This window comes from Paenibacillus sp. JT31N7, assembly GCF_059692095.1.
Map to the genome: position 1 here is coordinate 878,900 of NZ_JCAUAT010000001.1, position 22,764 is coordinate 901,663.

At 52.8% G+C, this 22,764-nt stretch carries 20 protein-coding genes and 2 riboswitches; of the genes, 5 read left to right on the forward strand and 15 right to left on the reverse strand.

What is annotated here, in order from left to right:
• Window positions 1-269: 269 nt before the first annotated feature.
• Both AC58P5_RS03685 and AC58P5_RS03690 read right to left on the reverse strand, forming a co-directional pair.
• Window positions 270-1,502 (reverse strand): aminopeptidase, encoded by a 1,233-nt coding sequence (locus AC58P5_RS03685; RefSeq protein ID WP_497384640.1) that lies wholly within the window; start codon window positions 1,500-1,502, stop codon window positions 270-272.
• A 121-nt stretch (window positions 1,503-1,623) separates the two neighbouring features.
• Window positions 1,624-2,178, reverse strand: coding sequence for a CGNR zinc finger domain-containing protein (locus AC58P5_RS03690; protein WP_497384642.1), 555 nt, complete (start codon window positions 2,176-2,178; stop codon window positions 1,624-1,626).
• A 204-nt stretch (window positions 2,179-2,382) separates the two neighbouring features.
• On the opposite strand from AC58P5_RS03690, the gene AC58P5_RS03695 reads away from it, so the two are divergent.
• The gene (locus AC58P5_RS03695) at window positions 2,383-2,877 is read left to right on the forward strand and encodes a DinB family protein (RefSeq protein WP_497384643.1); all 495 of its coding nucleotides are present in this window, start codon (window positions 2,383-2,385) and stop codon (window positions 2,875-2,877) included.
• A 140-nt stretch (window positions 2,878-3,017) separates the two neighbouring features.
• On the opposite strand, the gene AC58P5_RS03700 is transcribed toward AC58P5_RS03695, so the two are convergent.
• The 3 genes from AC58P5_RS03700 to AC58P5_RS03710 form a co-directional block, all read right to left on the reverse strand.
• Window positions 3,018-3,638 (reverse strand): cyclodeaminase/cyclohydrolase family protein, encoded by a 621-nt coding sequence (locus AC58P5_RS03700; protein ID WP_497384644.1) that lies wholly within the window; start codon window positions 3,636-3,638, stop codon window positions 3,018-3,020.
• Entirely contained in the window at window positions 3,638-4,492 is an 855-nt protein-coding gene (locus AC58P5_RS03705; RefSeq protein ID WP_497384645.1) for a bifunctional 5,10-methylenetetrahydrofolate dehydrogenase/5,10-methenyltetrahydrofolate cyclohydrolase, read from the reverse strand. Before AC58P5_RS03705 ends, AC58P5_RS03700 begins: the two co-directional genes overlap by 1 nt.
• Window positions 4,493-4,576: 84 nt before the next feature.
• A riboswitch (ZMP/ZTP riboswitch) is annotated at window positions 4,577-4,657 on the reverse strand.
• A gap of 86 nt (window positions 4,658-4,743) precedes the next feature.
• Complete coding sequence (locus AC58P5_RS03710; RefSeq protein WP_497384646.1) at window positions 4,744-5,940, reverse strand: MFS transporter; 1,197 nt, start codon at window positions 5,938-5,940, stop codon at window positions 4,744-4,746.
• A 474-nt stretch (window positions 5,941-6,414) separates the two neighbouring features.
• Between AC58P5_RS03710 and AC58P5_RS03715 the strand changes: the two genes are divergently transcribed.
• The 3 genes from AC58P5_RS03715 (at window position 6,415) to AC58P5_RS03725 (ending at window position 9,148) form a co-directional block, all read left to right on the forward strand.
• The gene (locus tag AC58P5_RS03715; RefSeq protein WP_497384648.1) at window positions 6,415-7,473 is read left to right on the forward strand and encodes a lytic polysaccharide monooxygenase; all 1,059 of its coding nucleotides are present in this window, start codon (window positions 6,415-6,417) and stop codon (window positions 7,471-7,473) included.
• A gap of 185 nt (window positions 7,474-7,658) precedes the next feature.
• On the forward strand, window positions 7,659-7,796 hold the full coding sequence (locus tag AC58P5_RS03720) for a hypothetical protein (protein WP_009672324.1): 138 nt from the start codon (window positions 7,659-7,661) through the stop codon (window positions 7,794-7,796).
• Window positions 7,797-8,077: 281 nt separating this feature from the next.
• The gene (locus AC58P5_RS03725) at window positions 8,078-9,148 is read left to right on the forward strand and encodes a CobW family GTP-binding protein (protein WP_497384650.1); all 1,071 of its coding nucleotides are present in this window, start codon (window positions 8,078-8,080) and stop codon (window positions 9,146-9,148) included.
• Between the two features lie 221 nt (window positions 9,149-9,369).
• Here AC58P5_RS03725 and AC58P5_RS03730 read toward each other — a convergent pair whose 3' ends face one another.
• The 4 genes from AC58P5_RS03730 to AC58P5_RS03745 all read right to left on the reverse strand — a co-directional run bounded on the left by AC58P5_RS03730 (window position 9,370) and on the right by AC58P5_RS03745 (window position 14,027).
• A complete protein-coding gene (locus AC58P5_RS03730; RefSeq protein WP_497384651.1) occupies window positions 9,370-10,308 on the reverse strand; it encodes a TIGR03943 family putative permease subunit in 939 nt (312 codons plus the stop codon).
• Window positions 10,309-10,334: 26 nt separating this feature from the next.
• Window positions 10,335-11,357: a permease gene (locus AC58P5_RS03735; protein ID WP_497384652.1), complete on the reverse strand. Its 1,023-nt coding sequence runs from the start codon at window positions 11,355-11,357 to the stop codon at window positions 10,335-10,337.
• Between the two features lie 215 nt (window positions 11,358-11,572).
• The gene (locus tag AC58P5_RS03740; RefSeq protein ID WP_497384653.1) at window positions 11,573-12,463 is read right to left on the reverse strand and encodes a class I SAM-dependent methyltransferase; all 891 of its coding nucleotides are present in this window, start codon (window positions 12,461-12,463) and stop codon (window positions 11,573-11,575) included.
• A gap of 278 nt (window positions 12,464-12,741) precedes the next feature.
• Window positions 12,742-12,949, reverse strand: a riboswitch (cobalamin riboswitch).
• A 172-nt stretch (window positions 12,950-13,121) separates the two neighbouring features.
• On the reverse strand, window positions 13,122-14,027 hold the full coding sequence (locus AC58P5_RS03745; protein ID WP_497384654.1) for a phosphotransferase: 906 nt from the start codon (window positions 14,025-14,027) through the stop codon (window positions 13,122-13,124).
• A gap of 199 nt (window positions 14,028-14,226) precedes the next feature.
• On the opposite strand from AC58P5_RS03745, the gene AC58P5_RS03750 reads away from it, so the two are divergent.
• On the forward strand, window positions 14,227-14,715 hold the full coding sequence (locus tag AC58P5_RS03750) for a spore coat protein (RefSeq protein WP_497384656.1): 489 nt from the start codon (window positions 14,227-14,229) through the stop codon (window positions 14,713-14,715).
• A gap of 86 nt (window positions 14,716-14,801) precedes the next feature.
• Here AC58P5_RS03750 and bshB2 read toward each other — a convergent pair whose 3' ends face one another.
• The 6 genes from bshB2 to AC58P5_RS03780 form a co-directional block, all read right to left on the reverse strand.
• A complete protein-coding gene (gene bshB2, locus AC58P5_RS03755; protein ID WP_497384657.1) occupies window positions 14,802-15,458 on the reverse strand; it encodes a bacillithiol biosynthesis deacetylase BshB2 in 657 nt (218 codons plus the stop codon).
• A 26-nt stretch (window positions 15,459-15,484) separates the two neighbouring features.
• The gene (locus AC58P5_RS03760) at window positions 15,485-15,829 is read right to left on the reverse strand and encodes a YojF family protein (RefSeq protein ID WP_326050386.1); all 345 of its coding nucleotides are present in this window, start codon (window positions 15,827-15,829) and stop codon (window positions 15,485-15,487) included.
• Between the two features lie 192 nt (window positions 15,830-16,021).
• A complete protein-coding gene (locus tag AC58P5_RS03765; RefSeq protein ID WP_497384658.1) occupies window positions 16,022-19,480 on the reverse strand; it encodes a PAS domain S-box protein in 3,459 nt (1,152 codons plus the stop codon).
• Window positions 19,481-19,959: 479 nt separating this feature from the next.
• A complete protein-coding gene (locus AC58P5_RS03770; protein WP_497384659.1) occupies window positions 19,960-20,847 on the reverse strand; it encodes a hypothetical protein in 888 nt (295 codons plus the stop codon).
• 92 nt (window positions 20,848-20,939) lie between these two features.
• The gene (locus AC58P5_RS03775; protein WP_497384660.1) at window positions 20,940-21,458 is read right to left on the reverse strand and encodes a TetR/AcrR family transcriptional regulator; all 519 of its coding nucleotides are present in this window, start codon (window positions 21,456-21,458) and stop codon (window positions 20,940-20,942) included.
• Between the two features lie 314 nt (window positions 21,459-21,772).
• Entirely contained in the window at window positions 21,773-22,702 is a 930-nt protein-coding gene (locus tag AC58P5_RS03780) for a manganese-dependent inorganic pyrophosphatase (RefSeq protein ID WP_497386022.1), read from the reverse strand.
• Window positions 22,703-22,764 lie beyond the last annotated feature (62 nt).

Below are 22,764 nucleotides of genomic sequence, written 5' to 3' on the forward strand. Positions count from 1 at the left end.
CCCCGTACGTTTTATAAGGGTCCCTTTGTAAGTATAAAAGGATATTCCAAGGAATTCCAAATAAACCTTTCCTAAAAACAAAAAAGCCTGCCGCACGCTTCCGTAAGAAACGCACAACGAGCTGTATTCCGCAGCCGGGATCGGAGAGGGGATCGCAGCTTTTCTTGCACACAAAGAAAAAGCCAGCCGGCAATCCCGGCTGACTTTTCGTAGATTCATCGCGTTCGCCGCCCCGATTCCAAGGCAACCGTGCTGCACTTTGCGGAATATTAAGCCCAATTTCCTTTGCGGAAAATAGGTTCAAGCGTCCCGTCGGCCAATTCGCCGTCAATGTCCATTTCCGCCGAACCGATCATGAAGTCCACGTGGGTAATACTGTCGTTGAGACCCGCCTTCGTCAGCTCGTCCACGGACATTTTCGTTCCGTCCGGAATGCTGAAGCCGAAGGCTTTTCCCAGGGCAAGGTGATTCGACGCGTTCTCATCGAACAGCGTGTTAAAGAAAATGACGTTGCTCGCGGAAATAGGCGACTCATGAGGCACAAGCGCAACCTCGCCGAGATGGCGGGCTCCTTCGTCCAGTTCGAGAAGTCCTTTTAACGCTTCATACCCTTTCTCCGCCTGAAAGTCCACGACACGGCCGTTTTCAAACGTAAGCGTGAAATTCTCGATCAGATTTCCCTGATAGCTCAGCGGCTTCGTGCTTTGAACAACCCCGTTCGTACCGTCCTTAAGCGGAGAAACGAATACTTCCTCCGTAGGAACGTTCGGATTGAAAGCATCCCCCTTCTCGTTCACAGTCGAGCCTCCGCACCAGATGTGGCGCTCCGGCAGCACTACGCTCAGCTCCGTGCCAGGCGCCCGGTAGTGAAGCTTCCGGTACTGTTTGGCGTTCAGCTCTTCCACTTTGGCCCTGAGCGAGGCATTATGCCGCTCCCAGACCTGAACGGGATTATCCTGGTCCACGCGGGTAGCTTTGAAAATCTCCTCCCACAAAGCGGCTACGGCTTCTTCTTCAGGCAGATCCGGGAATACTTTACCGGCCCAGCCGGTGGAAGGGGCGGCGAGAATCGACCACGTCATCTTGTGGGAGGTCATGTATTCTCTCCATTTGGCAAGCGCCTTGCCCGCGGCCTTGGAATAAGCCGCGATACGTTCCGGCTTCACTCCTTGAAGCAGTTCCGGATTGCCCGATTCGATAAGCAGATAGGCGCCGCCGTTTTCGGCAAGCTCTTCTACCGCCTGCGCTCTCCACGCCGGATAAGTATCGAACGAATCGTCGGGCGCAAGCGTATATCTCAGCTTCGTAATGGTATCATCCATCCATTCGACGTGAACCGATTTCGCTCCCGCTTCGTATGCTTTTTGCGTAATAAAACGGGCTAAAGGAGCCTGCTGAATGGAAGCGTTCACCCATAAGGACTGACCGGGCTGTATGTTCAAACCGACTTTCACCGCCAGCTCGGCGTATTTCTCCAGGTTTTTTTCGAATTGATTCGCCATATTCATTCTCCTTTATACGTAAATTCAATAGTCGGACTGCTCGTTATGTAGGTGTCTCTTACTTCTTCGACTTTCGAAGCGGTATTCCTTGTGGCACGGCCGTAAACGCTCGAAAGCCGGATCATTCGTTTTCTTTCCGGCGTTTCCGGAAGCGCCTGACTTTCATCAGGTTGCCGCACATCTTATCGTCGCACCACCGGGCCGTCCGGCTTCTGCTCTCGTCGAAGAAAACCCAGCGGCAGTCTTCGTTGGCGCAGATTTTGAGCCGCCGCACGTCTTCTTCCGCCAGCAGCCGCGCAAATGCGACGGCCACCTGCCCCATTACCGCGGCCCAGCCCCTATCGTCCGTCCTGCGCTCCAGCCGCCAGCCGCGGCCTTCTTCCCTCGCCAGAACCGGGCGGGAAGACACTTCAGCCATCGCTTCGTTCAGCCTGGCGATGTCTGAATGATCCGGCTCCCTACCTGAGCTTGCGCATTCCGTGATCGCACGCATGGCTTGACGGAGCTCGCCAAGGGCGGCGCGTTCATGGGGCTGCGGAGGAAGAGGTGCCTCCAGCTCCCACTTCTCGAGAAAAGCTTCCAGCCAGCCCGGCCGGTCCAGCCTGTCCTCGCTCCGCCCCGTTCCCCGCCAGTCATGCCACTGGCTGTTCATAAACTCTAAAGCCGAATTTTCCAAAACAACCTCCGGATAAACATTGAGTCTTCTTCCAGTTCATGTTAAAATTCAAACAGATGTAACCATCGTAATTTATTTTGGTGGTTACACACATTGCATGTGCGAGTTCTTCCTTTTCCGGGAAGGCGGATTGCTCGACCCGTCCATGTTCGAATGACTTCGCATTTCTAATTCTACACCATTCTTATTTTAGGAGGAAATCGAATGAACGGATTGGATCTTCTTAAACGCGGCTGGGAACACGCTTACGGTACGGAAGACTGGTATGCCCCTCTGAAAGACGCCGTCAGCGGTATAAGCGCGGAGCAGGCTTCCTGGCGGCCGCCGGGTGAAGCGGGCAATACCATCTGGGAGACAGTCAACCATCTGGTTTACTACAAGCAGCGGCTGCTGGAGCATCTACAGGGCGAGGAACCGGACAACTGGGCCCAAAACAACGACGACACGTTCAAAACGTCCGATACGCACGGTTCCGAAGAAGCGTGGCAGCGGACGCTCCGTGGGCTTGACACCGTTCATACCCGTATCGGCAGCCTTCTGGACAGCAAATCCGATCCGGACATGGACGCTGTATACCGCGATTCTCCGATCGGCTTCCGCATCAGCAGCGTTATCCAGCACGACGCTTTTCATACCGGCGAGATCGTGCTGATTCGCAAGCTTCAAGGCTCCTGGCCGGCCACTCGCCGGTACGAATAGAGACCGCGCCGGCTCCGCTATGCCAGCAAAAAAACCGTCTGAAACTCTTCTTTCCCGGAAGAATCTCAGACGGTTTTTTCAATATGGAACGGTTCATGTTGCCGGCGGCGGCCGGAAAGCACCGCCTCCCGCGCGGCCGCTCACATCCGCTCTCTTACTTGGGCCAAAGCGTCCCGCTTTATTCCTTCCGATTCACCCAAAAGAAGCGTTCCTTTGTCCCTATACACGTTCCGGCTGTCGCTGGACATTGTATTCAAGTTGATTTCCACGGTGATCCAGGCGGATTGTACCGCGGCTTCCAGCATCAGAACGGCAATTCCCAGATCGGACACCACATTCTTGTTGACTTCCGGGACCAGGACCGCCAGCCGCCGCATGACAGCAAGGCAAGCCTCCATCAGTTCCAGCGGCACATCCGCCGCATATACGGAGGCTTCCCGGATGGCGAGACTCCGGCGTTCCTTCTCCTCGGGAGTGGCAGCCGGCAGTTTCAGCGCCTTCATGAACCGGTTGAAGGAAGCCATGTCTTTTTCCTGCAGGGCTTCGAACCGTTCGATGGCCTGCAGGAAAAGCTCCGCGTTCTCAAGCATCGCGGCTTGTTGCTCTTTGAACTTGGCGCCCGTGGTCAACCGGGCCGTCATCGAACCCATGGAGGCTCCGAGGGCCGCGGCCAAAGCGGCAATGCTTCCTCCTCCTGGAACCGGAGAGGCCGAAGAAGCCTCGGCCAGAAATTCGCGAATAGACTGATCGTACACACTCATCAGAGTTTTCCCTCCCCGATCTGCATTCCGACCGCTTTCAACAGATTTTCAAACAAGATGAGCGTCGTTAGCGTTCCTACGCCTCCCGGCACCGGCGTCATTGCTTTCACCCGCTGCAGAGCATCCGGGCTAACATCCCCCGCTATTCCAGTGGCCGTTTCGTTAATGCCCGCATCGACAATCACCAGATCCGGGTGTACCATATCCGCGGTAACCATCCCCGCCCGTCCGGCCGCTGTAAGGAGGATGTCCGCACCGGCAATATGGCGCGCGAGATTCTGCGTGTGCGAATGGCACACCGTAAGCGTCGCGTGCTCCCGCAGCAGCATAGGCATCAAAGGCCTGCCGACGGTTTCGCCTCTTCCGACGAGCACCACATGCCGTCCTTTCAACCCGAATCCGAATTCCTGCAGAATGCGGATACAAGACTGGGGAGTTGCCGGGTACAGTCCCTCCGTGCCGAGGTAACAGGCAAGTTTGCTGCCGGGCGCAATTCCGTCCACATCTTTATCGGGACGGATAAGACCCGCAGCTTCGGCCCCGTTCAAGTGCCGGGGCAGCGGAAGCTCCAGCATGATTCCGTGCACGTTGTTATCCGCGTTCAGCTCCCCGAGATGACCGAGCAGATCCGTTTGCGTAATAGCCGGATCGAATTCCGTCAGACGGTAGCCGATGCCGAGTTTTTGCGCCGTCTTTTCCTTGGCTTTGGCGTAGTATTCGGAAGCCGGATCACCTTTTATGAGCACAACCGCCAGGGAAGGCTCGATTCCCTTCTTTTTCCACATGTCCGTTTCTATTCGGATCGATTCCCTTAACCGACCGGCAAGATCTGCCGTTTTCATTAACATTCCCACGTTTTCCGCCCCCCGATTTATTGGTTCCCTGCAAAAAGAAAACAAAAAAAGTATCCGCGGACACGGTTTCCCGTTATCTGCAAATACTTTCGCCCAGGCGTACGGCTATATTTTCCCGTGTGCTCCCCCGTGGTTCCCCACGTTCCGCCAGTTACACACCGTTCCGGTGGCCTCAGTTTAGCACAGCCGGCGTTTGCGGTAAAGTACCGGAGCCATTTCTTCGCCGCAGGCCGTTTTACACACAGTTTCACCTACAAAGTTTGTGCGTTTTCCGGCTTTCTGCTGCGGCGTTCTTTTAGCATCGTTCTTGTAATGAGCAGCATGGAAACGACAATGAGCATACCGGGGATATAAAAAATAGACGGAGTGATGCCTTCTATAAGCAGCGGCAGGAAATAGCCGACCAGAGAAGCCATTTGGGTAATCACGACGTATAGGCTGGCTCCGAACCCCGTTTTGTGCAAAAACATGCGCTGAACGTAGCCCATTGCCACCCCGAGCAGCACGGCCACGTAAAACGAATACAGCGGCTGCATAGCGAAAAAAAGCGGCAGATAATCCACATTCGCGTACACCACATAGACGATCAGCGCGAACAGGCTGGCGAATAAAATAACCGGCTTGAAGCCGTATTTCAGCGCCCAATAGCCCGCAACCGTCATAAACAACAGCTCGAATACCGCCTGTGCGCTCCATATGTATGACATGAGCTCCGGATTGCCGAACTTCTCGTTCACGACCAGGGGAAGATACAGTCCCCTTATCGCATCGGCGCACGAGAGCATGAGCAGCGCGACCAGCATTGCCAGCGAGAACGGCTCGCCGCTCTTTTTAATAACCGCTTTGGAAGGCGCTTCCACCGTTTCCCGGTAAAACAGCAGAAGAACGAAGAGGGCCGTATATCCCGCAAGATTGCCCCAGAGCACTCCGTAAAAAGTAAACCACAAATAAATGTTCGCACCCAGCAGCAGCCCCGTAAAAAAGCCCACGCTGAAAGACGCGCGCAGCCAGAGCTGCGAAATCTCCACGATGTCCGGCGCCAGCTTCGAGAAATGATTCCGGGCCATGGCAAACATCTGGCCCATCACCATCCCGGACGGGGCCGATGCGATCGACATGCCCACGAGCGCGGATACGTATCCGTCGGCTCTCATATAAATCAGCAGCCCGGCCGCACACACTACCGAAGCCGCCATGGGAATGATCTTCTTCCTCGGAATCTTATCGCTTAGGATGCCCACGCTGATCGTGAAAATCATATTGAGCACAAGCGAAATACCAAAAATCGAAGCGATCTCGCCTTTCCCGAGTCCGACCCCTTCTTTTAAGTAAATGGCGTTCATGGGCGCCAAAATTCCGACGCCGATTCCGTACAGAATCATCGCCAGAACCAGGACCCACGCTTTTTTAACCGAAATAAACATTTTGATGTCTGTCGCCACACTCATATCCGGCTCACTTCCTTCCTGTTCTGCACATGTTTACATCTAATTCGTTCCTTTCGACATATTTCCTTTTATTTCTAAACTTTTTTCCGTTTTGCGACATATACAAAAAAATATCCAAAATTAAAGGATTTTTCGGAGGAGATGTTTTACTATTTACACCATTTTATGTATATAAATAGTTCTAAAGACCTACTTCCATTACTTCTACCTTGTACTATAATATGGATATGAGGAGGTGAAATGAACCGTTTAGACATAAACTGACAGGAGGTAGATGCTAAACATTTTGACAGGCAGGAATTAAAGCTCATTTGCTGTTCTCGGTAGATAGCCATTCACTGCTTACGATGCCGAATCCTGACCTTTCCACCAGATTACTCTGGTTTGAGTCCTTATTGATTCTTGTACGATTCGCGTCAGTATAGCTCTAAATTCCCTGTATTCCAATTTACTAAAATCGGAGGTATTAAACTAATGTCCCAATCCATTTCATGGAACCGCTCTCTTTTCAAAGTTTCTCCTTTTCTCGTAGCATTTGCAGCGCTTGTAATCGGAGCTATCTGTTCGCTCGTTTTCGCTGAAAGCGCTTCCGCACACGGTTACATCACAGGTCCGGCAAGCCGCGCAGCCCTCTGTAATCAAGGCATTAACAAAAACTGCGGAGCCATCGTGTACGAGCCGCAAAGCCTTGAAGCACCTGGCAGCTACCCTGCGGGAGGCCCTGCTGACGGTCAAATCGCCGGCGCTGGCGCCGCTTTCCCTGAACTGAACGCTCAAACTGCAGACCGCTGGTCCAAAGTGAACATCAACAGCGGAAGCAACACGTTCACTTGGAAGCTGACTGCCGCACACGCAACGAGAGAATGGAAATACTACATCACGAAAACTGGCTGGAATCCTAACGCAGCTCTGAAACGTTCCGATTTCGAACTGTTCTGCTCCTTCAACGACGGCGGTAAAAAACCGAATCCTTCCACTTCCCACACCTGTGACGTTCCTGCCCGCAGCGGTTACAACGTAATCCTGGCTGTTTGGGAAATCGCCGATACGCCTAACGCTTTCTACAACGTAATCGACGTTAACGTAAACGGCGGGGGTGGCACACCTACCGACAATCAAGCTCCTACTGCTCCTGCAGGCGTGACTGCTTCCGGCGTAACAGCTAACTCCGTAACTCTGAACTGGAGCGCTTCTTCCGACAATGTCGGCGTAACGGGTTACGATGTATACCAAGGTTCCACTCTTGTAGGAACTTCCACAACAACTAGCTACACGGTAACAGGCCTGACGGCTGACACTAGCTACACGTTCACGGTTAAAGCGAAAGACGCGGCAGGCAACACTTCCGCTGCAAGCTCCGCCGTAACAGCTAAAACAACTGCCGGCGGTAATGGCGGCACTGCACCTGCTTGGAGCGCATCCTCCGTTTACACAGCAGGCAACCGCGTTACTTACAACGGTGTCGTATACGAAGCCAAATGGTGGACACAAGGCGAAACTCCAGGTAAAGCTGACGTTTGGAAAACCGTTTAATTCACTCAACAAGAAGGACCATCCGAGCTCTTATCGGGTGGTCTTTTTTAGTTGGAAAAGATGGGGTTGCACGGCTGCACCGCCCTCTCTTTTTAGTTTATTACGCGGAAAAATGTTTAGCATCGGGCTGAGCGGGTAATTTTCTGTAGAGCCAGCAACCTTAACATACGAGGAGGTAAACGAAAATGGGTAAAAAAATGATGTTTACTGCAATTGGTCTAGGAGCTGCTTACTTACTCCGCAATAAAGACGCCCGCCAGAAATTAAAGGATCAATTTCAGACCTTTGCGGGTTCCGCTAAAACTCAACAGTCCCTGCAATAAAGCATTGGAAAGTTAAAAATCCTCCACACCCTTTAATGGGTATGGAGGATTTTTTTACCACTTTAATTAATTAGGGACTTTTTACCCGGATTACAAAAACATAAGGAAGCTCTGCACGCTCCCTTCCACTCCCCCTCCTTAATGAAGACATTCGGTTTGCCGGTCAGCATTGTTTCCTGTAAAATGAATTTAAACGTAATGATTACGATTTTTTTGCATGTTCGTTCCCGGACAAGCATACAATGAGAACATATCTTTTATTTCAGAAAGGAACTAGAACCGTGAAAATCCCTGTACTCGTACTTAGCGGTTTTTTGGGCAGCGGTAAAACAACGCTTCTGCTCCGGATGCTCGAAGAATCGAAGAAACTCGGCCTGCGCCCGGGGATCCTGATGAACGAGCTGGGCAAAGCGGATGTCGACGGCTTGATTTTGGAAGGGCACAGTTCCGCTTCGATTGAAAAACTGCTGGACGGCTGTGTCTGCTGCAGCAAGAAAAGCGAGCTTACCGGCAGTTTGCAGGCACTGCTTCTGCGCAATCCGGATATTTTATTCATTGAGCTGACCGGCGTGGCCAACCCCGAAGAAATTGCCGATGTGCTCACGGAACCCGGTCTGTTGGACCGCGTTGCCCTCAAGCAGGTCATCACTGTGCTCGATGCCGAAAACTTCATGGACTACAACAGCCTGTTCGCATCGGACAAACAGCTCGTGCGGACGCTTCGCAGGCAGGTCGAAGTTGCCGACCTTATCCTGGTCAACAAAACGGATTATGTGCACCGCATTCGGCTGCACCAAATCGAGAAAGCGATACGCAAGCTGAACGGGCACGCCATGCTCGTGTATACCACTCACTGCCGCATTGAGATTCAGCCGATCCTGGAAGGGATCCAGCCTGCGCAGAATACGCCTCTGACGGTCCGGCCTATTCGGATGACGAAGATTCGGACTCATCCGAAGGAGCCGAGTACGGAAGGCTCAGGAAGCGCCAAGCACCCCGCCGACTCGCCTGCACCGGCGCAAACGGCGCCTTCCCACTCCCGCGTCCGTACCGTCACTCTTCCGTGGAATCAGGCTGCGGGGCTGACCAAAGCGGATGTGGACGCCTTCCTCCAGCGGTGGAAGGATGGTCTGATCCGCGCCAAAGGGTATGTGACCTTCAAGGAATCCGGGCCTACGCATCTGCTGCAGTACGCAGGAAAACGGAGTTACTGGGAGCCTTCCTTTTACCGGGGGAAACCCTATCTCGTGTTTATCGGGATCGATCTGGATGTGGACCGGCTGAGTCAAGAATGGAAACGTCTGCAGGAAATGCCGCTGCCCGTTGAACCGGAGCCGGGCCGCCGGAGGTAGCAACAGGTAAAGTCAGGCAGGTGCCTGCCGCTCGGCGAAATTTATCGTCAAACGCCAGGCATCGCTAACTGGAAACCTTGCGCCGTACGGAACGGTTTTCTTGCACCTGCTCCCAATTCTGTTGATCGTGTCTCCCCGCCAAGTTACCTTCCCCCTACCGGCTCTTGCACCGCACAAAACCGCCTTCCGTCGGAAAGCGGTTTTTGTTTTTGCCCTAGCCTCTACTTCCCCAGATCTGCGAAATCACCGGCATACGGATACACGTAGGGGGACGAAGGCTCTTTGATTTTTTGGATAACGGCTCCCTCCAGCTTCATCACGTCTTTATTTTCGTAGACGGACTTTCGGATCGTGCCTTTCACCGTCACCCATGCGTCCTTGGGATACGATTCCGCACCCGGAGCCTCCACGATAACGCCGTACGGGGATGCATCGGCCGAGCAGCACTGCATCGTCAGTCTTGCGACGACGAACTGGTTTTTGGGCATGCCGTCCTCCCGGTAAACGAAGCCGCTGATTTCCATTTGTTTCCCCGCAAAATTCCCGGCGAACAGATCTACTGCCGTCAGCGTCTCCATAAAGCCTTTCTCACCGATAAGAATGGTTTTGTTTTGATAAAGCCGCATGGCCAGCTTCGCGTACTCTTCCGTAAACCGGCTGCCTTTGAACATCTCCTTAAGCTTGGCTTCTTCCGTATCTCCCTCGCCCTGACTTGCTTCCCCTGATGATAGTTGCTTGTGGGGAGGATCGTCCCGGGGACCTTCGTTCCTCTGCGTCTGGAGGTTGGAGGTATTCAATTGAATCCCTTTAACCTGAACGATATCGCTCCCCGTTATCCGGTCGGGCAGCAGAAAGCCGAGCAGCAGCGGTAAAAGGAACAAGGAATAAGCCGCACCGTGCGAAAGCTTCGATTTCCGTACATCGGGCTCGCATCCGCAGTCGAGTTCCCCGCCTGCGGCGGGCTGCAGAGCCAGATAAATCTGGATCACGGCCAGCACGAACAGGGCAATCGCCGAAGCTTTGACGTACGGTACCAGGCGGGGCGCCAAATAATGCGGCATACTGCCCGTTTTGACGAGATAAACGATATAAAACGAAAACCCGCATAGAATCGCCGCCCTGATAAAATAATGGAAGGCGTAAACGCGCCTGTCTTCCACCCGGTCCACCTCCCGAATTCAAATCCTTATTTGAAAAATAGGTGCTCGACCATAACAGAACCGGCAAACACGGTCACCGTTATTACTGCGGCAAGCAGCAGGACAAACTTCGTTTTGAAAACGGATAGAAGCATCAGCGTGCTTTTAAAATCGAGCATGGGACCGAAAACGAGAAACGTGAGCAGAGAACCTTTGGAAAACGTCTGGAGAAAGGAAGAAGCGACAAATGCGTCCGAGGTGGAACAGAGCGACAAAATATAGGCAAATCCCATCATAAACAGATGGGGAAGCACCTCCCCCTCCCCCAGCGCCGACAAATCGCCTCTCGGCACAAACGCCTGAATAACGGCCGTGATTAGAGAGCCGAAAATAAGATATTTCCCCATATCGAAAAATTCCCCGCCCGCGTGACCCATCATCGTAACGAATTTACCGCCCCCCTGCACGTGCGTGCAGTCTTGTCCGTTTCCGGCGTACAGCGATTTCAGGCTGTGTTTCAGAGGATTTTTGTTTATAAACGCGTAGACGAACAAGCCGATAAATGCGCCCGCTCCCAGGGCCAGCCCCATCCGGGCGTACAGCATTTCGGGATTCATCCGGAAGGCCGTGTACGTAGCCGCATAGACAACCGGATTGACGATAGGGCCTACCAGAATGACGACTACCCCTATGTAGAGCGGCATTCCCTTGTTGATCAGCCGCCGGACGACCGGAATCATACCGCACTCGCAAATCGGAAACAGAATGCCGAGCAGGCAGGCGAACACGAGTCCGAGAAAAGGGTTCCGGGGGATCGCTTTACGGATCCACGTCTCCGGGATATAGACCTGCATGAACGAGGAAAGCACCACACCCAGCATAATAAAAGGAACCGCTTCGAGCACGATGCCGATGAACATCGTCTTGAACAGCCGGATGACCGAGGGGTCCGGCAAAACCGCATTTCCTGTCCGTAAGGCTTGCCAGGCCAGTACAGCCAGGAAACTTCCCGCTGCGATAACCATCAGGTTTCTTTTCCTCATCCTTCTGCTTGTTCCGTCGAAATGCACGATCTCCCCTCCTTTTTGCAGCAGTCACTTTATTTTAATCGTAATTATTACGTTTTTCAACAAAAAAGACTTCTCCCTCAAACGATTCCCGTTATTCATCCCTATGCGAGTCTGTCCGAATCTATGACAAGCCCTTCCCTTGTCCGGTCGTGAAGACAAAAAAATCCCGGCACGCGAAATCGCGTTACCGGGCAAATGCTTCAGCGGGGTCTGATTTAAACCTGCACCAACCGCTTCACTTCCGTGGGCAGGTCGGCAGGTTCCAACCGTTTTTCCGGCTTCCAGTAAAGGAGTGCCGCTTTGAAATGGTGCGGGTAAATCAGCTTGCCGTCTTCTTCACGTACATAAGCGTATAACAGGTCAACCGCCTTCTTGCGGTCATACTCCTTGTCCAAAACCGCGCTCAGGTTGTCTTTCAGCAGCTCTTCCTCCGTATCGTAGGCGTATGTTTTGTGCAGGTTGACGATTTTACAGTTCGCATCGATTCCCAGCTCGTAAAGCAGATTGTGCAAATGGATGTAATCTCTGCGTTGAAACTTGATCCTGCAGCCCAACTGCTCCTGGATGTCTTTGTAATGCGGTCTTTCGGGACCGCTAACCATGCCCGCGATTCCAAGACGCTTCGCCGTGTTGTTGATATGCAGAAGCGCGCGATCGATCTCCTGCATCCGATAGTAACAATTGACGCCGAATACCACGTCGGCTCGCTCCACCTCGGGAAGTTCTTCCCACTTGGCATGCACGAAGTTTACATGATTCCAGCCCTTCCGCTCCGCTGCGGCTTTCAGGAAAGCAAGCACGCTCTCGGAGCTGTCGACGCAGGTGAGGGAACCCGCTTTCTCGGCCGCTTCGAATGTATAGTTTCCCCAGCCGGGACCGATTTCCAGCACATCCTCGCCGGGATCGATAAAAGAAATCAGCTCCTTGCGCAGGTCGGCGACCCAGGAATCCACCCCGGATTGTTCCTTCTTTTTCATAAAAGCGTTCCAGAACCCTTCTTCCTTGACGTCATCCGTCATCCGTACGGGAAGATTTCCGTCCCAGTCCTTCATGCCCTCCTGCCAGAGGGTTTTATAATTCGTATTTAATTTAACTCCGTAATACATCCGTTTTCCTCCCCGGCCCGTTTGAACATTTTTTGTTACGAGCTGCCTATTTTCTTATGCGTAATTAGTACGGTTAAAATGCGGCGGACTTTATTTTGCCTGTATGGCCGGAGGCGTAAATACATCCGAAACAAATAAAAACATCCCGCCGGAGGCAGGATGTTCGGGTTCATCGCATGAATACGCCCGGATTCCTTCTTTTAGCAGATGAAAGCAGAAGGACCCTGACGATTAGGGAGAACATTCGCATCAACGCCATCCTATATCCGCGTAGGAATGAAGTTACCGGTAAACAGGCAGGTCTCCTGACTCGGGAATCCTATGCGCGCCTTCCCGGATTAACCAGTGACGTGATGCGCTTCGGCCGGGGGATTCTCCCCTTTCCCCTTACAGTGGCGGGTCCGTATCGGAATTGCACCGAACTTCCCTTTTAATCCGTTCCCTCTCCCCAGAGAAAGAACCGGAACCTGTTTGATAAAGAATGTTTGATATTCACTTGTCTTAAGAAAAGCATCTATGCCACACAACTTCACGGTTAATAGTAGTCCAAATCCGGCGTTTTGGCAAATGACCGGAGCAAACGGGCAAGCATGTGTACCGGTAAGGCGGGCCCGCCAAACTTCGAACTATAGTGGAGCCGCGACGGGTTATGACTCCGCTATTCCCCTTCCATAATCAGGTTTATTTGATTAATAAACTCTTTTGCTCGTTCAAGCTGTTTATAAGCAAATTCCAAATCCCCGTTGCCTGAAAGTGCGAAATCCAAGTTACCTAAAGTGGACATAAGTATGCGTGCGGTAACAGCAAATCCAAAAGCTTGCTTATCGGCCTGATTATTTATCTGACTCCAGATATATTGAAAGGTTGGCTCCTGAATTCCGTTGAATAAGGCAAGATTGCCTACAAATGAAGCCAAATCCCAGTATGCGGGCATCCAGGATAAATCTTCAAAGTCCGACCAGACCCAGCCTTCAGGACTCGGTAATAAGTTTCTTGAATGGGCATCTCCGTGAGACGGTATTAGCAAGCTTGTTTCGAGACGCATCTGTTTATCAATCGCGAAGAACACATTTAGCAGATCTTGTATACGCTGATCCGGAAGCTTCATTAATCTAAAAGCCGATTGACATGTCCGCTCCCAAACACCAAGCAGAGGAATCTCGCCGGTAAAATCTTTCAGTGCCAGTGAAAGTCTATTAACCAGTTCAACTGCTTCGCTTGGCGAAGGGCATTGCAGTTCTGTGGGGGGAACATACTTCCAAAACGTCATCCATGTGCCGCCAATATCGTATGGTCCTGCATCCGTACGATCAGTTGGCAATAGCACTGGCACACCCTTGGAATGGAGATGACGGGCTGCCCTTAATTCACGGTCAAGTACCTTATACGCATAATCTGCATCATCTTTTGAAAGCACAGTGGCTATTCGGGCCACAATCGGATACGGGGCCAAATGAACGATCAGGTTCCCGCCATTACCAAGCTCGAGAGGGGTAATGTCCTTTAATCCGGCTTTTTCTGCTATTAAAACCGTTTTTGAAATAAAGTGGCTATTATTCGGCACTCCGAGGGCTCCTTAATTAAGGTTAAAAATATTTTAGCATCGTTCTCGTATCCCAGATAGGTATTAAATATTTAACAATCAACTATTCCCCATTAACTCTTCTGTTAACTTGATCTTCCGTCTGGAGGTACTGACAACTTGCGAATTTCCGCTCTTCGACATAGGCTGTCATAACCCACCGCGAACGGAGTCTGAGAAGATGAGCCTGTCAAAGGTCCCCAAGCATCTCGCCTGGCACGAAACCTTGGAGCTTCACGAGCTTGTGAGCCTTCAAACCGGACAACTGATCGCTTTTAAGCAAAAATTGCCGACGCTTACGGACGAAGGGCTTCGAACGCTGTTCAGAGAGGCGATACAAACCTTGGAGCAGAACCTGAAAGAACTGCTTGCGTACTATCCCGAAACGCTTGTCGCCTCCAGGACTAAAAAGCCCGAGCTGCCCGTCCTGGAAACGGGTCAACTTCTCGGTTTTGCTAAAACCGCTGTCCGAAGCTACGCCTGCGCCCTTACGGAAACGGCGACTCCCCGCCTCCGGGCAACCTTTGTGAAGCATCTGCTGAGAGCGGTCGAATTTCACGCCAAAGTATTCAACCGGATGTATGCGGACGGCTCTTATCCCGCTTACGAGCTGAAGGAACTGCTGGAAAGCGACGCGGCAAACGCTCTGGCTGCCCTCTCCCTCGAATAACGCAAAAAAGACCGTCAAGGAACGGTACGACTGTTCCTTGACGGCTCTTCGGCGGTCGTGCGACGGCTTCCGCCTTCGCACGACCCTTATTGAAACCGGTAGGTCCATAACCGCTCGCGGCCGAACCGGTTCTGCACCTCTTCATCGTTCGCGGATTTGCCGCTCAACTGTCCGTTCAGCTGGAACTGGGAGCTGTGGGCAAGTATCGAGCCCAGCTTCTGTCCCAGATACGGTCTGACATCGTTCACGATATCCGCTTTGCCGAGCACCTCTTCGCATCCTTTGGAAAAAGCGATGCAGTGAACGACCGGTCTCTCTTCAAGGGGCATTCTTTGAACCGCATCAATCACGGCCGTACCCGTTGCGTCATGGTCCGGATGCACGCTGTAGCCCGGGTAGAACGTAATCACCAGCGAAGGATTCAGCTCCTCGATGAGTCCGCGGATTTTGCCGACGAGCAGTTCGCGGTCTTCGAATTCAATCGTTTTATCGTGAAAGCCCAGCATGCGCAGATCCTGTATTCCGATTGACCGGCACGATTCCTCAAGCTCGGCTTTGCGGATTTCAGGCAGCGTTACGCGGTTGGCCGTAAGGGGATTTCCCATGTTGCGTCCCATCTCTCCCAGAGTCAAGCATGCGTAAGTCACCGGGGTTCCCTGCCGTATATGGCCTGCAAGCGTACCGGATACGCTGAACGCTTCGTCATCGGGATGCGGCAGGACGACCAGTATGTGTCGTTCCATCTCCATCTACCTTCTCTCTTTGTAAGTTAAAAAGGGGCGCGGCTCAGCTGCAGCGAAACGACGAGCTTGCCGTCCTTATCATGCCCCGACAGTATCAGTCTCTCCGTCTCCGTTTCGTCCCAGTGGGTAAGACCCTCGGAATAAACCCAGCCCTCTTCCATTTTAAGCCCTACCCTGTAGGGACCGTTTCCGGCAATGGAACCCTGCAGATAACGGATCTTGGAATTGCGGATAAACGTCGAGGCCGTATGCTTGGACTGATCCAGATGGGAAGCGTAAGCCCCGTTCGTCATTTCCAGATGAATGTACAGGTCTTGGCCTTTTAGCAGATCAAGAACCTGCTGAACCGCTGCCTGATTAATAAACTGCATGAAGATTCCTCCAGTAATATACTGACGTATTCACCTAAACTATTGTACGCGGCTAATCTATTGTAGGTTTAAATGTAGCTAATTATAAAACATTATGCGCGACTTCACAAATCGCCCCCGGTGCGGATAGACCCGGTAATTCGGCCTTTACAAAGAAAAAACCCGCTTCACGGCGGGTTTTCATGGTTTCTATCATTCTTTTATCCGGGCGGACCACTCGGCAAGCAGACGTTTAAGCTCACCCGAAAGGACCGGTTTGCTGATATAATCGTTCATCCCGGATGCCAGGCACTGCTCTTTGTCTTCCTCTCTGGCAAACGCGGTTACGGCAATAATGACGGGAGATACCGGGTTCTCCCCATATTTCTCGCGAATGAGACGAGTCGCCTCGAACCCGTCCATAACGGGCATCTGCACGTCCATAAAAATGATATCGTACGCACCCTCACCTGCAGCCTGTACGGCCTCCGCACCGCTGTTCACGACATCCGCGGAGAACCCCAGCTTGCCGGTTAACGTATGAAGCAGCATCCGGTTCATCGGATGATCGTCCGCAATGAGCACCCGCAAAGGCACAGGCTGCGCCTCCGGAAGAGACGGAACCGGGGCGGCTGACGCCTCGGGGATGCCGGGATCGGGGTCTGAAGTCTCCGCACTGCCCAAACCGGAGTACAAGGTAAAGAAAAAGGTGGAGCCGGCGCCCTCTTCGCTCTCGACGCCGATTTCGCCTCCCATCAGCTCGACCAGCTTCCTGCTGATCGACAAGCCAAGCCCCGTACCGCCATATTTGCGGTTAATGGCGGGATGGAGCTGGGAGAACGATTGAAACAGCCGGTGGATTTTGCCGGCGGGAATTCCGATCCCCGTATCGCGGATTTTAAACTCCAGCAGCACCGACCGGGAATCGGGAGAAGGCGTCATTTCCACCGTTACCGATACGCTGCCCTTCTCGGTGAATTTGATCGCGTTGCTGATCAGGTTGATCAGCACTTGCCGGATTCGCACCTCGTCCCCTATCACGTACCGGGGCACCCCGGCCGTGATATCGTGCGAAAGCTCCAGGTTTTTCTCCTCCGCCTTAACCCGGAAAAGCTCCATAACGCCCGCCAGCATTTCCCTTAAATCGACTGCGTCCAGGTTCAATTCCATTTTGCCGGCTTCGATCCGGGAGAAATCCAGAATTTCATTTAAAATATGCAGCAGGGCATCGCTGCTCTCCCGGATAATATCCGCGTAGCTGCGCTGCTCTTCGTCCAGCATCGTTTCCTGAAGCAGGCCGGTCATGCCGATAATCCCGTTCATCGGCGTGCGCAGCTCATGGGACATAATGGCCAGAAACTCCGACTTTGCCCGGTCGGCCTGTTCGGCGGATTCTTTGGCCCGGATAATTTCCTTCTCGTTCGTCACATCGCGGAATACGACCACGACGCCTTTTCGCTCTCCCTTATCGAACAGAGGCGTAACTTGATAAGACGCCAGGAAGCTCGTTCCGTCCTTCCGCCAGAATATGCCTTCGCTCGGAGATACCGATACACCGTCCCGTACCGCATGTTCGATCGGCGAGTCTCCGGGAAGATACTGATTGCCGTCCGGGCAAGCCTGTTCAACGGTTTGGAGATGCCGGTTCCCGATCAGTTCTTTGGGGTTAAATCCGAGCACGGATGCGCCGGCGGGATTGATAAACATTCCCTGTCCCTGCAAATCCAACCCGAAAATTCCTTCGGAAACGGAATTGAGAATCAGCGCGTGCTCATAGCTCAGCTTCTCGATCTCTTCCGTATACTTTTTCCGGTCCGTAATGTCGCTCGTCAGGACATACACCCCGACAATGCTGCCCCCGAGTACGATCGGAACATTTATGATACTCGCTTCAATGCGGTGACCGTCCTTATGAATGAGACCTGTTTCGTAAGTCTGTGGTTCCCCTTGTACCGCCAGTTCGAAATTCCGGAGGGTCTTATCGTAATCGGCCGGATGAACAAGCGATGCGAAATGCCCGTCGGTCAGCTCTTTCTCGGAATAACCCGTTAAAACCTGCTGGCCCCGGTTAGCCGTCAGCATCTTTCCTTGCAGATCGAGCGAAGTTACGCCGACCGGATTGTAATCAAACAGCGACTTGTATTCCTGGAGACGGAGCTCCGTGTTTTTACGCTCCGTAATATCGCGGGAAATGGCTACGATCTCCTGATTTCTGCTTTGATCGTCCACGGTGTAGCGGCTGGTCGTTTCAAACCAGACATACGTGCCGTCTTTGCGGAAGAACCGAAACGTAACCTTCTCCGTTCCTTCCCCGTGAAGATTTTCCTGCAGATATTTTTTAACATAGCCGACATCTTCGGGGTGAATGTAGCTCAGGCCCGGTGTGCCCACCATTTCTTCTGGCTCGTAACCGAGCATCGTGCGGCAGATCGGGGACACGAACAGGAACGTCGCCTGCTCATCGACGGCATGTCTGGAAATAAAATCAAGCGAATATTCCGAGATAAGCCGGTAATTCTGCTCGCTTTCCAGAATCCGCTCTTCCATCCGCCGCCGTTCGGTTATATCCTGCACCATACCGATGATTTGGATGGGCCGGTCGAATTCGTCGGTAACAACCTGCCATTGGCCCGCTATGGTATGGACCGACTGATCCGGCAGACAGATTTTGTAGATGAGCTCGCCGGATTCCCCTTTTGCGATCGCATTCCCGATACTTTCGCGGACACGCGGAAGATCTCCGGGGTAAATGCAGCTCATGAATAAATCCGCATTGGAATCGACGGAATGGATGGCATAACCGAAAATACGGCGCATTTCATCCGAGAAAGAAATACGCGAATTAAGCAGATCCCATTCCCACGAACCGATATGCGCGATACGCTGAGCCTCGGCCAGTGTTTCTTCATACTTTTTGCGTTCCGTCACGTTGCGGCCGATCGCTAAAATTTTGATGACGCGGCCCTCGCTGTTACGCACCAGCTGAAAGGCGGTCTCCAGCCAAATATAGTGTCCCTGCTTATGCCGGACCCGTCTTATGAAAACCTCTTTCTCCGAATAAAGCTTGTCACGGTTCCGCATTTGGAAAGCATCTTCGGGGTGATAGAAATCGACACGCTCACGTCCGATCATTTCTTCCGGCTTATAACCGAGGAGCCCTTCCACGGAAGGGGAAATATATAGAATCGTCCCGCTCGGCGAGCTGAACGAAATGACATCCTGAATGTTTTTGGAGAAAAGCAGGGAAAGATCGCGGTTGTCGTCCAGCTCTTTATCGGCTGCTTTTTTGTCCGAAATATCCGTGATTTCATGGAGAAGATAGAGCGGTTGGCCTGTCTGGGCATCGCGTGCGAGAGTTGTGCGGACGGATACCGAAATGACGCTCCCGTCTCTATGGAAATACCGTTTCTCCCTTTCGTAGACGTCCCCGTGAAAATCGGTTAACTTCTTCATCACATGCCCGTGTTCGTCGGCGAACCGGTCATCTGGATGCAGAATCCGTTGTTCGGCTCTCTCGAGCAGTTCCGCTTCCGTATAACCGAGGATTTTGCCTAAAGCCGGATTAACGCTGAGCCACTCCCCGTTTTCAGGAGATGCAATTACAAGACCATTCGCGGCCTGACCGTACAAATGAGTAAAAAGGGTTTCTTTAGCCTGCGAAGGGATGTTCACGGGAAGCCTCCTTGATTTCTGCCCCGAATCGGGGGCTCTGTTTCTCCGAAACCGGCAAACCGGCCGGAAAACAGATAGGTTCGATGTAGTTATTATAACAACAACGAACCATTTAGAAACGCCGAAATTACTTCCTCCCTCTAAAACTTTCAATCTCTCTCCGATCGGCCGAAAAAAAGACCGGATTTCCTTCGCCTGCAAGGATATCCGGCCGGGATCAGGCCCCGTCCCCGGCGGGTCCGGCATGCGGTTGAAATCCGTCATGCGGCTCCTCCCCACGCGCTGCAGTTCGCGCGGTATAACAGCCGGAAATCCGTGGCGGAGTATGGGAGGCTGCTTGCGCGGAGCCGTGACGTGATAGGCGCATCCGACTACCGCGGAGCTGCCGCACCGCGCGGGAATTTCCCGGTGCATCCCGAAGGCCCCCTCTAAACGGCTGCGGAACGAAACGCTGCTCTAGGGGCCGGAGCCGAGGTCCGTTACAGCTTCGGCAGACCTGCCCGGGTTCGCCAGCTTACGGTTACCGACATCCGGAGAGCCGTGCCCAGAGCAAGGAGCCAGATGAGCATCCCGGCGGCTGCCGCGAACGTCCAGGGCGACAGCTCGGCGACGGACATGCCCAAAGCCGTCTGGAGACCGACCCCCGCGACCGCCAGCATCCAGCCGATTGCGCCGGCGTGGACAAGCAGGACTTTGCGGGGCTGCGCTTCGTCCGATTTTTCCAGCAGCCAGCCAAGCAGCGGAAGCGTCTGAACCGCATGAAACCCCAGCCCGTGCAGGACGATCAGATTCCCCGATAAGCCGGTAAAGCGGCTCTGGAGCACGACCATGCCTATACCGGCCGCCACGGCTGCCATTGTAGAGAGAAACCCGTAACGGATGCCGAGAATGACAAGCGGCCGGTCCGCAAAGACCGATTTTCTGTAAAAAGCCGCCGCAAGCCAAACGATGAGCACAATCAGCAGCATGGAGTCAACACCGAAGGTGATGCCTGCGATGCGATCGACGACGGAGCCCGCCTGCGTAAAGCGCGGATTGATTCCCCTCAGATGCTGGACGGACTCCAGCAGATAGGCTGCCCCTGCCGTATATGCGAGCAGCCAGCGGAATACTTTGCGCGAGCGGCTGCCCATTCCGGCCAATGGCAGAATGGCCGCCATCGACAAGATGAAGATGCCTAACGCGGCGTTAAAGGAAAAGGCGCTCTCCACGTTGCCTTCCGGAAGTACCGTGCTTCCGTATAAAGTCATATAAACCGCCATAAAAGCGGCGAGGACCAAACCTGCCAGTCCCGTCCAGATTAATACGCGCTCACCGGAAAACATCGGTTGTGAGCCGTTGAACCCGTTAGAAGAAGATAGTTTCATTAGATTCACGTCCTTTTTAAAATATTTATTTATTAGTCAATAAATGATTCTGCGAAAAAATAGGCAGCCTTAACGTGCCGCCTTGGTCTGTCCTAGCAGTTCATGTCTTTGAAAGGAAGCAGCCCGGGGAGCTGCAGCACATCGGCAGTTACAATAAGGAGTCCGATCGCCATGAAATTGCCGGCGGCCGTCTTGACATCATCTACTCCCGAATCTTCGAATTTCCGTACGATTGTGGCGTGTATCAGCGCAAACTTCTCGCCCATATGCCTGCGGATTTCGGGTTCTGATATGGCAGGCGCCTGCAACACCATCAACATTTCCGCCCGGTTAACCCGCATGAGATCTTTGAACGCCTGGCCCATCGATTCCATAATGAGATCCCCTGGAGCCTCCACCTGTATGAAGACATCATAGAGCCGCTGTACGGCCCGGTCAATCACCGCCTTGAACAGCTCTTCCTTGCTCTTGAAAAAATGAAACACGTACGGCTGAGTCACGCCCGCCGCTTTAGCCACCATGGCTGTCGTTGCTTTGTAATACCCGAGTTCCGCGAATATTCCCACGGCTGCGTCTATAATCTGTTCTTTGCGATCTTCGCGGACAACCAACTCCGCACCCCCTTTTATTTATCGATAAATAAATAATAAAAGCCGAGCAGCTGTTTCGTCAAGAGGCAAAGCTAACTTTTTTTCCCAGCGTGCTCTGAAAGCCTGCTTCCCGCTTCCATATTAGTCGAATTTCTTGCCGACTTCAAAACAGATCGGCCTTGCGTGCAGCGTACAGTGTTATTCAGCCTACATAGGAGGGAAGAACGAATCAGATGTTCCGATTGATTCAGCCCGATACCTGCGGATGTTCCAGCCTTCAGCGAACGTTAAAAAGCCGCCAGACTTGGATGCCCGGCGGCCGTATTTTTAAAGCCTTATTTGTTCAAAATGTCTGTCAGAACGGGAACGATCTGCGATTTGCGGGAAACGACGCCTTTCAGCACCGCTTTGTTGTCGGCAAGCGTTACGTTGTACGCTTCTTCAACCGCTTTGGCGGAGGAGCCGAGCGCCAGACCGATGGAATCGTTGTTAAGAATGTCGGTTACGACAAACAGGAAAAGATCCAGTCCTTTTTTCTCGATAATCGCGTTCAAAGCCGCTTCCAGTTCATCCTGGCGGGCAAGAACATCGTTCGTGTCCACCGCGTTTACCTGCGCGATTTCTACCTTGCGGGAGCCCATCTGGAACTCTTTCGCGTCCAGCGAAATGAGCTGCTCGATCGTTTTGTCGCTAAGGTCCGCGCCCGCTTTGAGCATGTCCAGTCCGTAGCTTTCGAGGTTAACGCCTGCGATCTCCGCCAGTTCGCGGGCGGCCGCCACGTCCTGCTCCGTGCAGGTCGGCGATTTCAGAAGCAGCGTGTCCGAAATAATGGCGGACACCATCAGTCCGGCAATGTTTTTGGGAACGGACTTGCCGTTTTCTTTGTACAGCTTGTTCAAAATAGTCGCCGTGCAGCCGACCGGTTCGGCGCGGTAGTAAAGCGGGCCGCTCGTCTCGAAATTCGCGATGCGGTGGTGGTCGATGACTTCGGCTACGCGCACTTGATCGATGTCGCTTACGCTCTGCTGACGTTCGTTATGATCGACGAGAATAACGGTCTTTGCTTCGCCGGCAACCGTCTCGACAAGACGGGGAGCTTCTGCCTTAAAAGTATCCAGCGCGAATTGGGTTTCGCCGCTTACGGCTCCCAGGCGGACCGCTTCTACGTTTTCGCCAAGCTGGGTTTTCAAGTCTGCATATGCGAGTGCGGAACAAATGGTGTCGGTGTCCGGGTTTTTGTGTCCGAAAATCAATGTTTTTTCCATCATAAAGGCTCCTTACTTCGTTTGAATTTGAAATGGATCGCGTAATAAGCTAAAAATCCTAA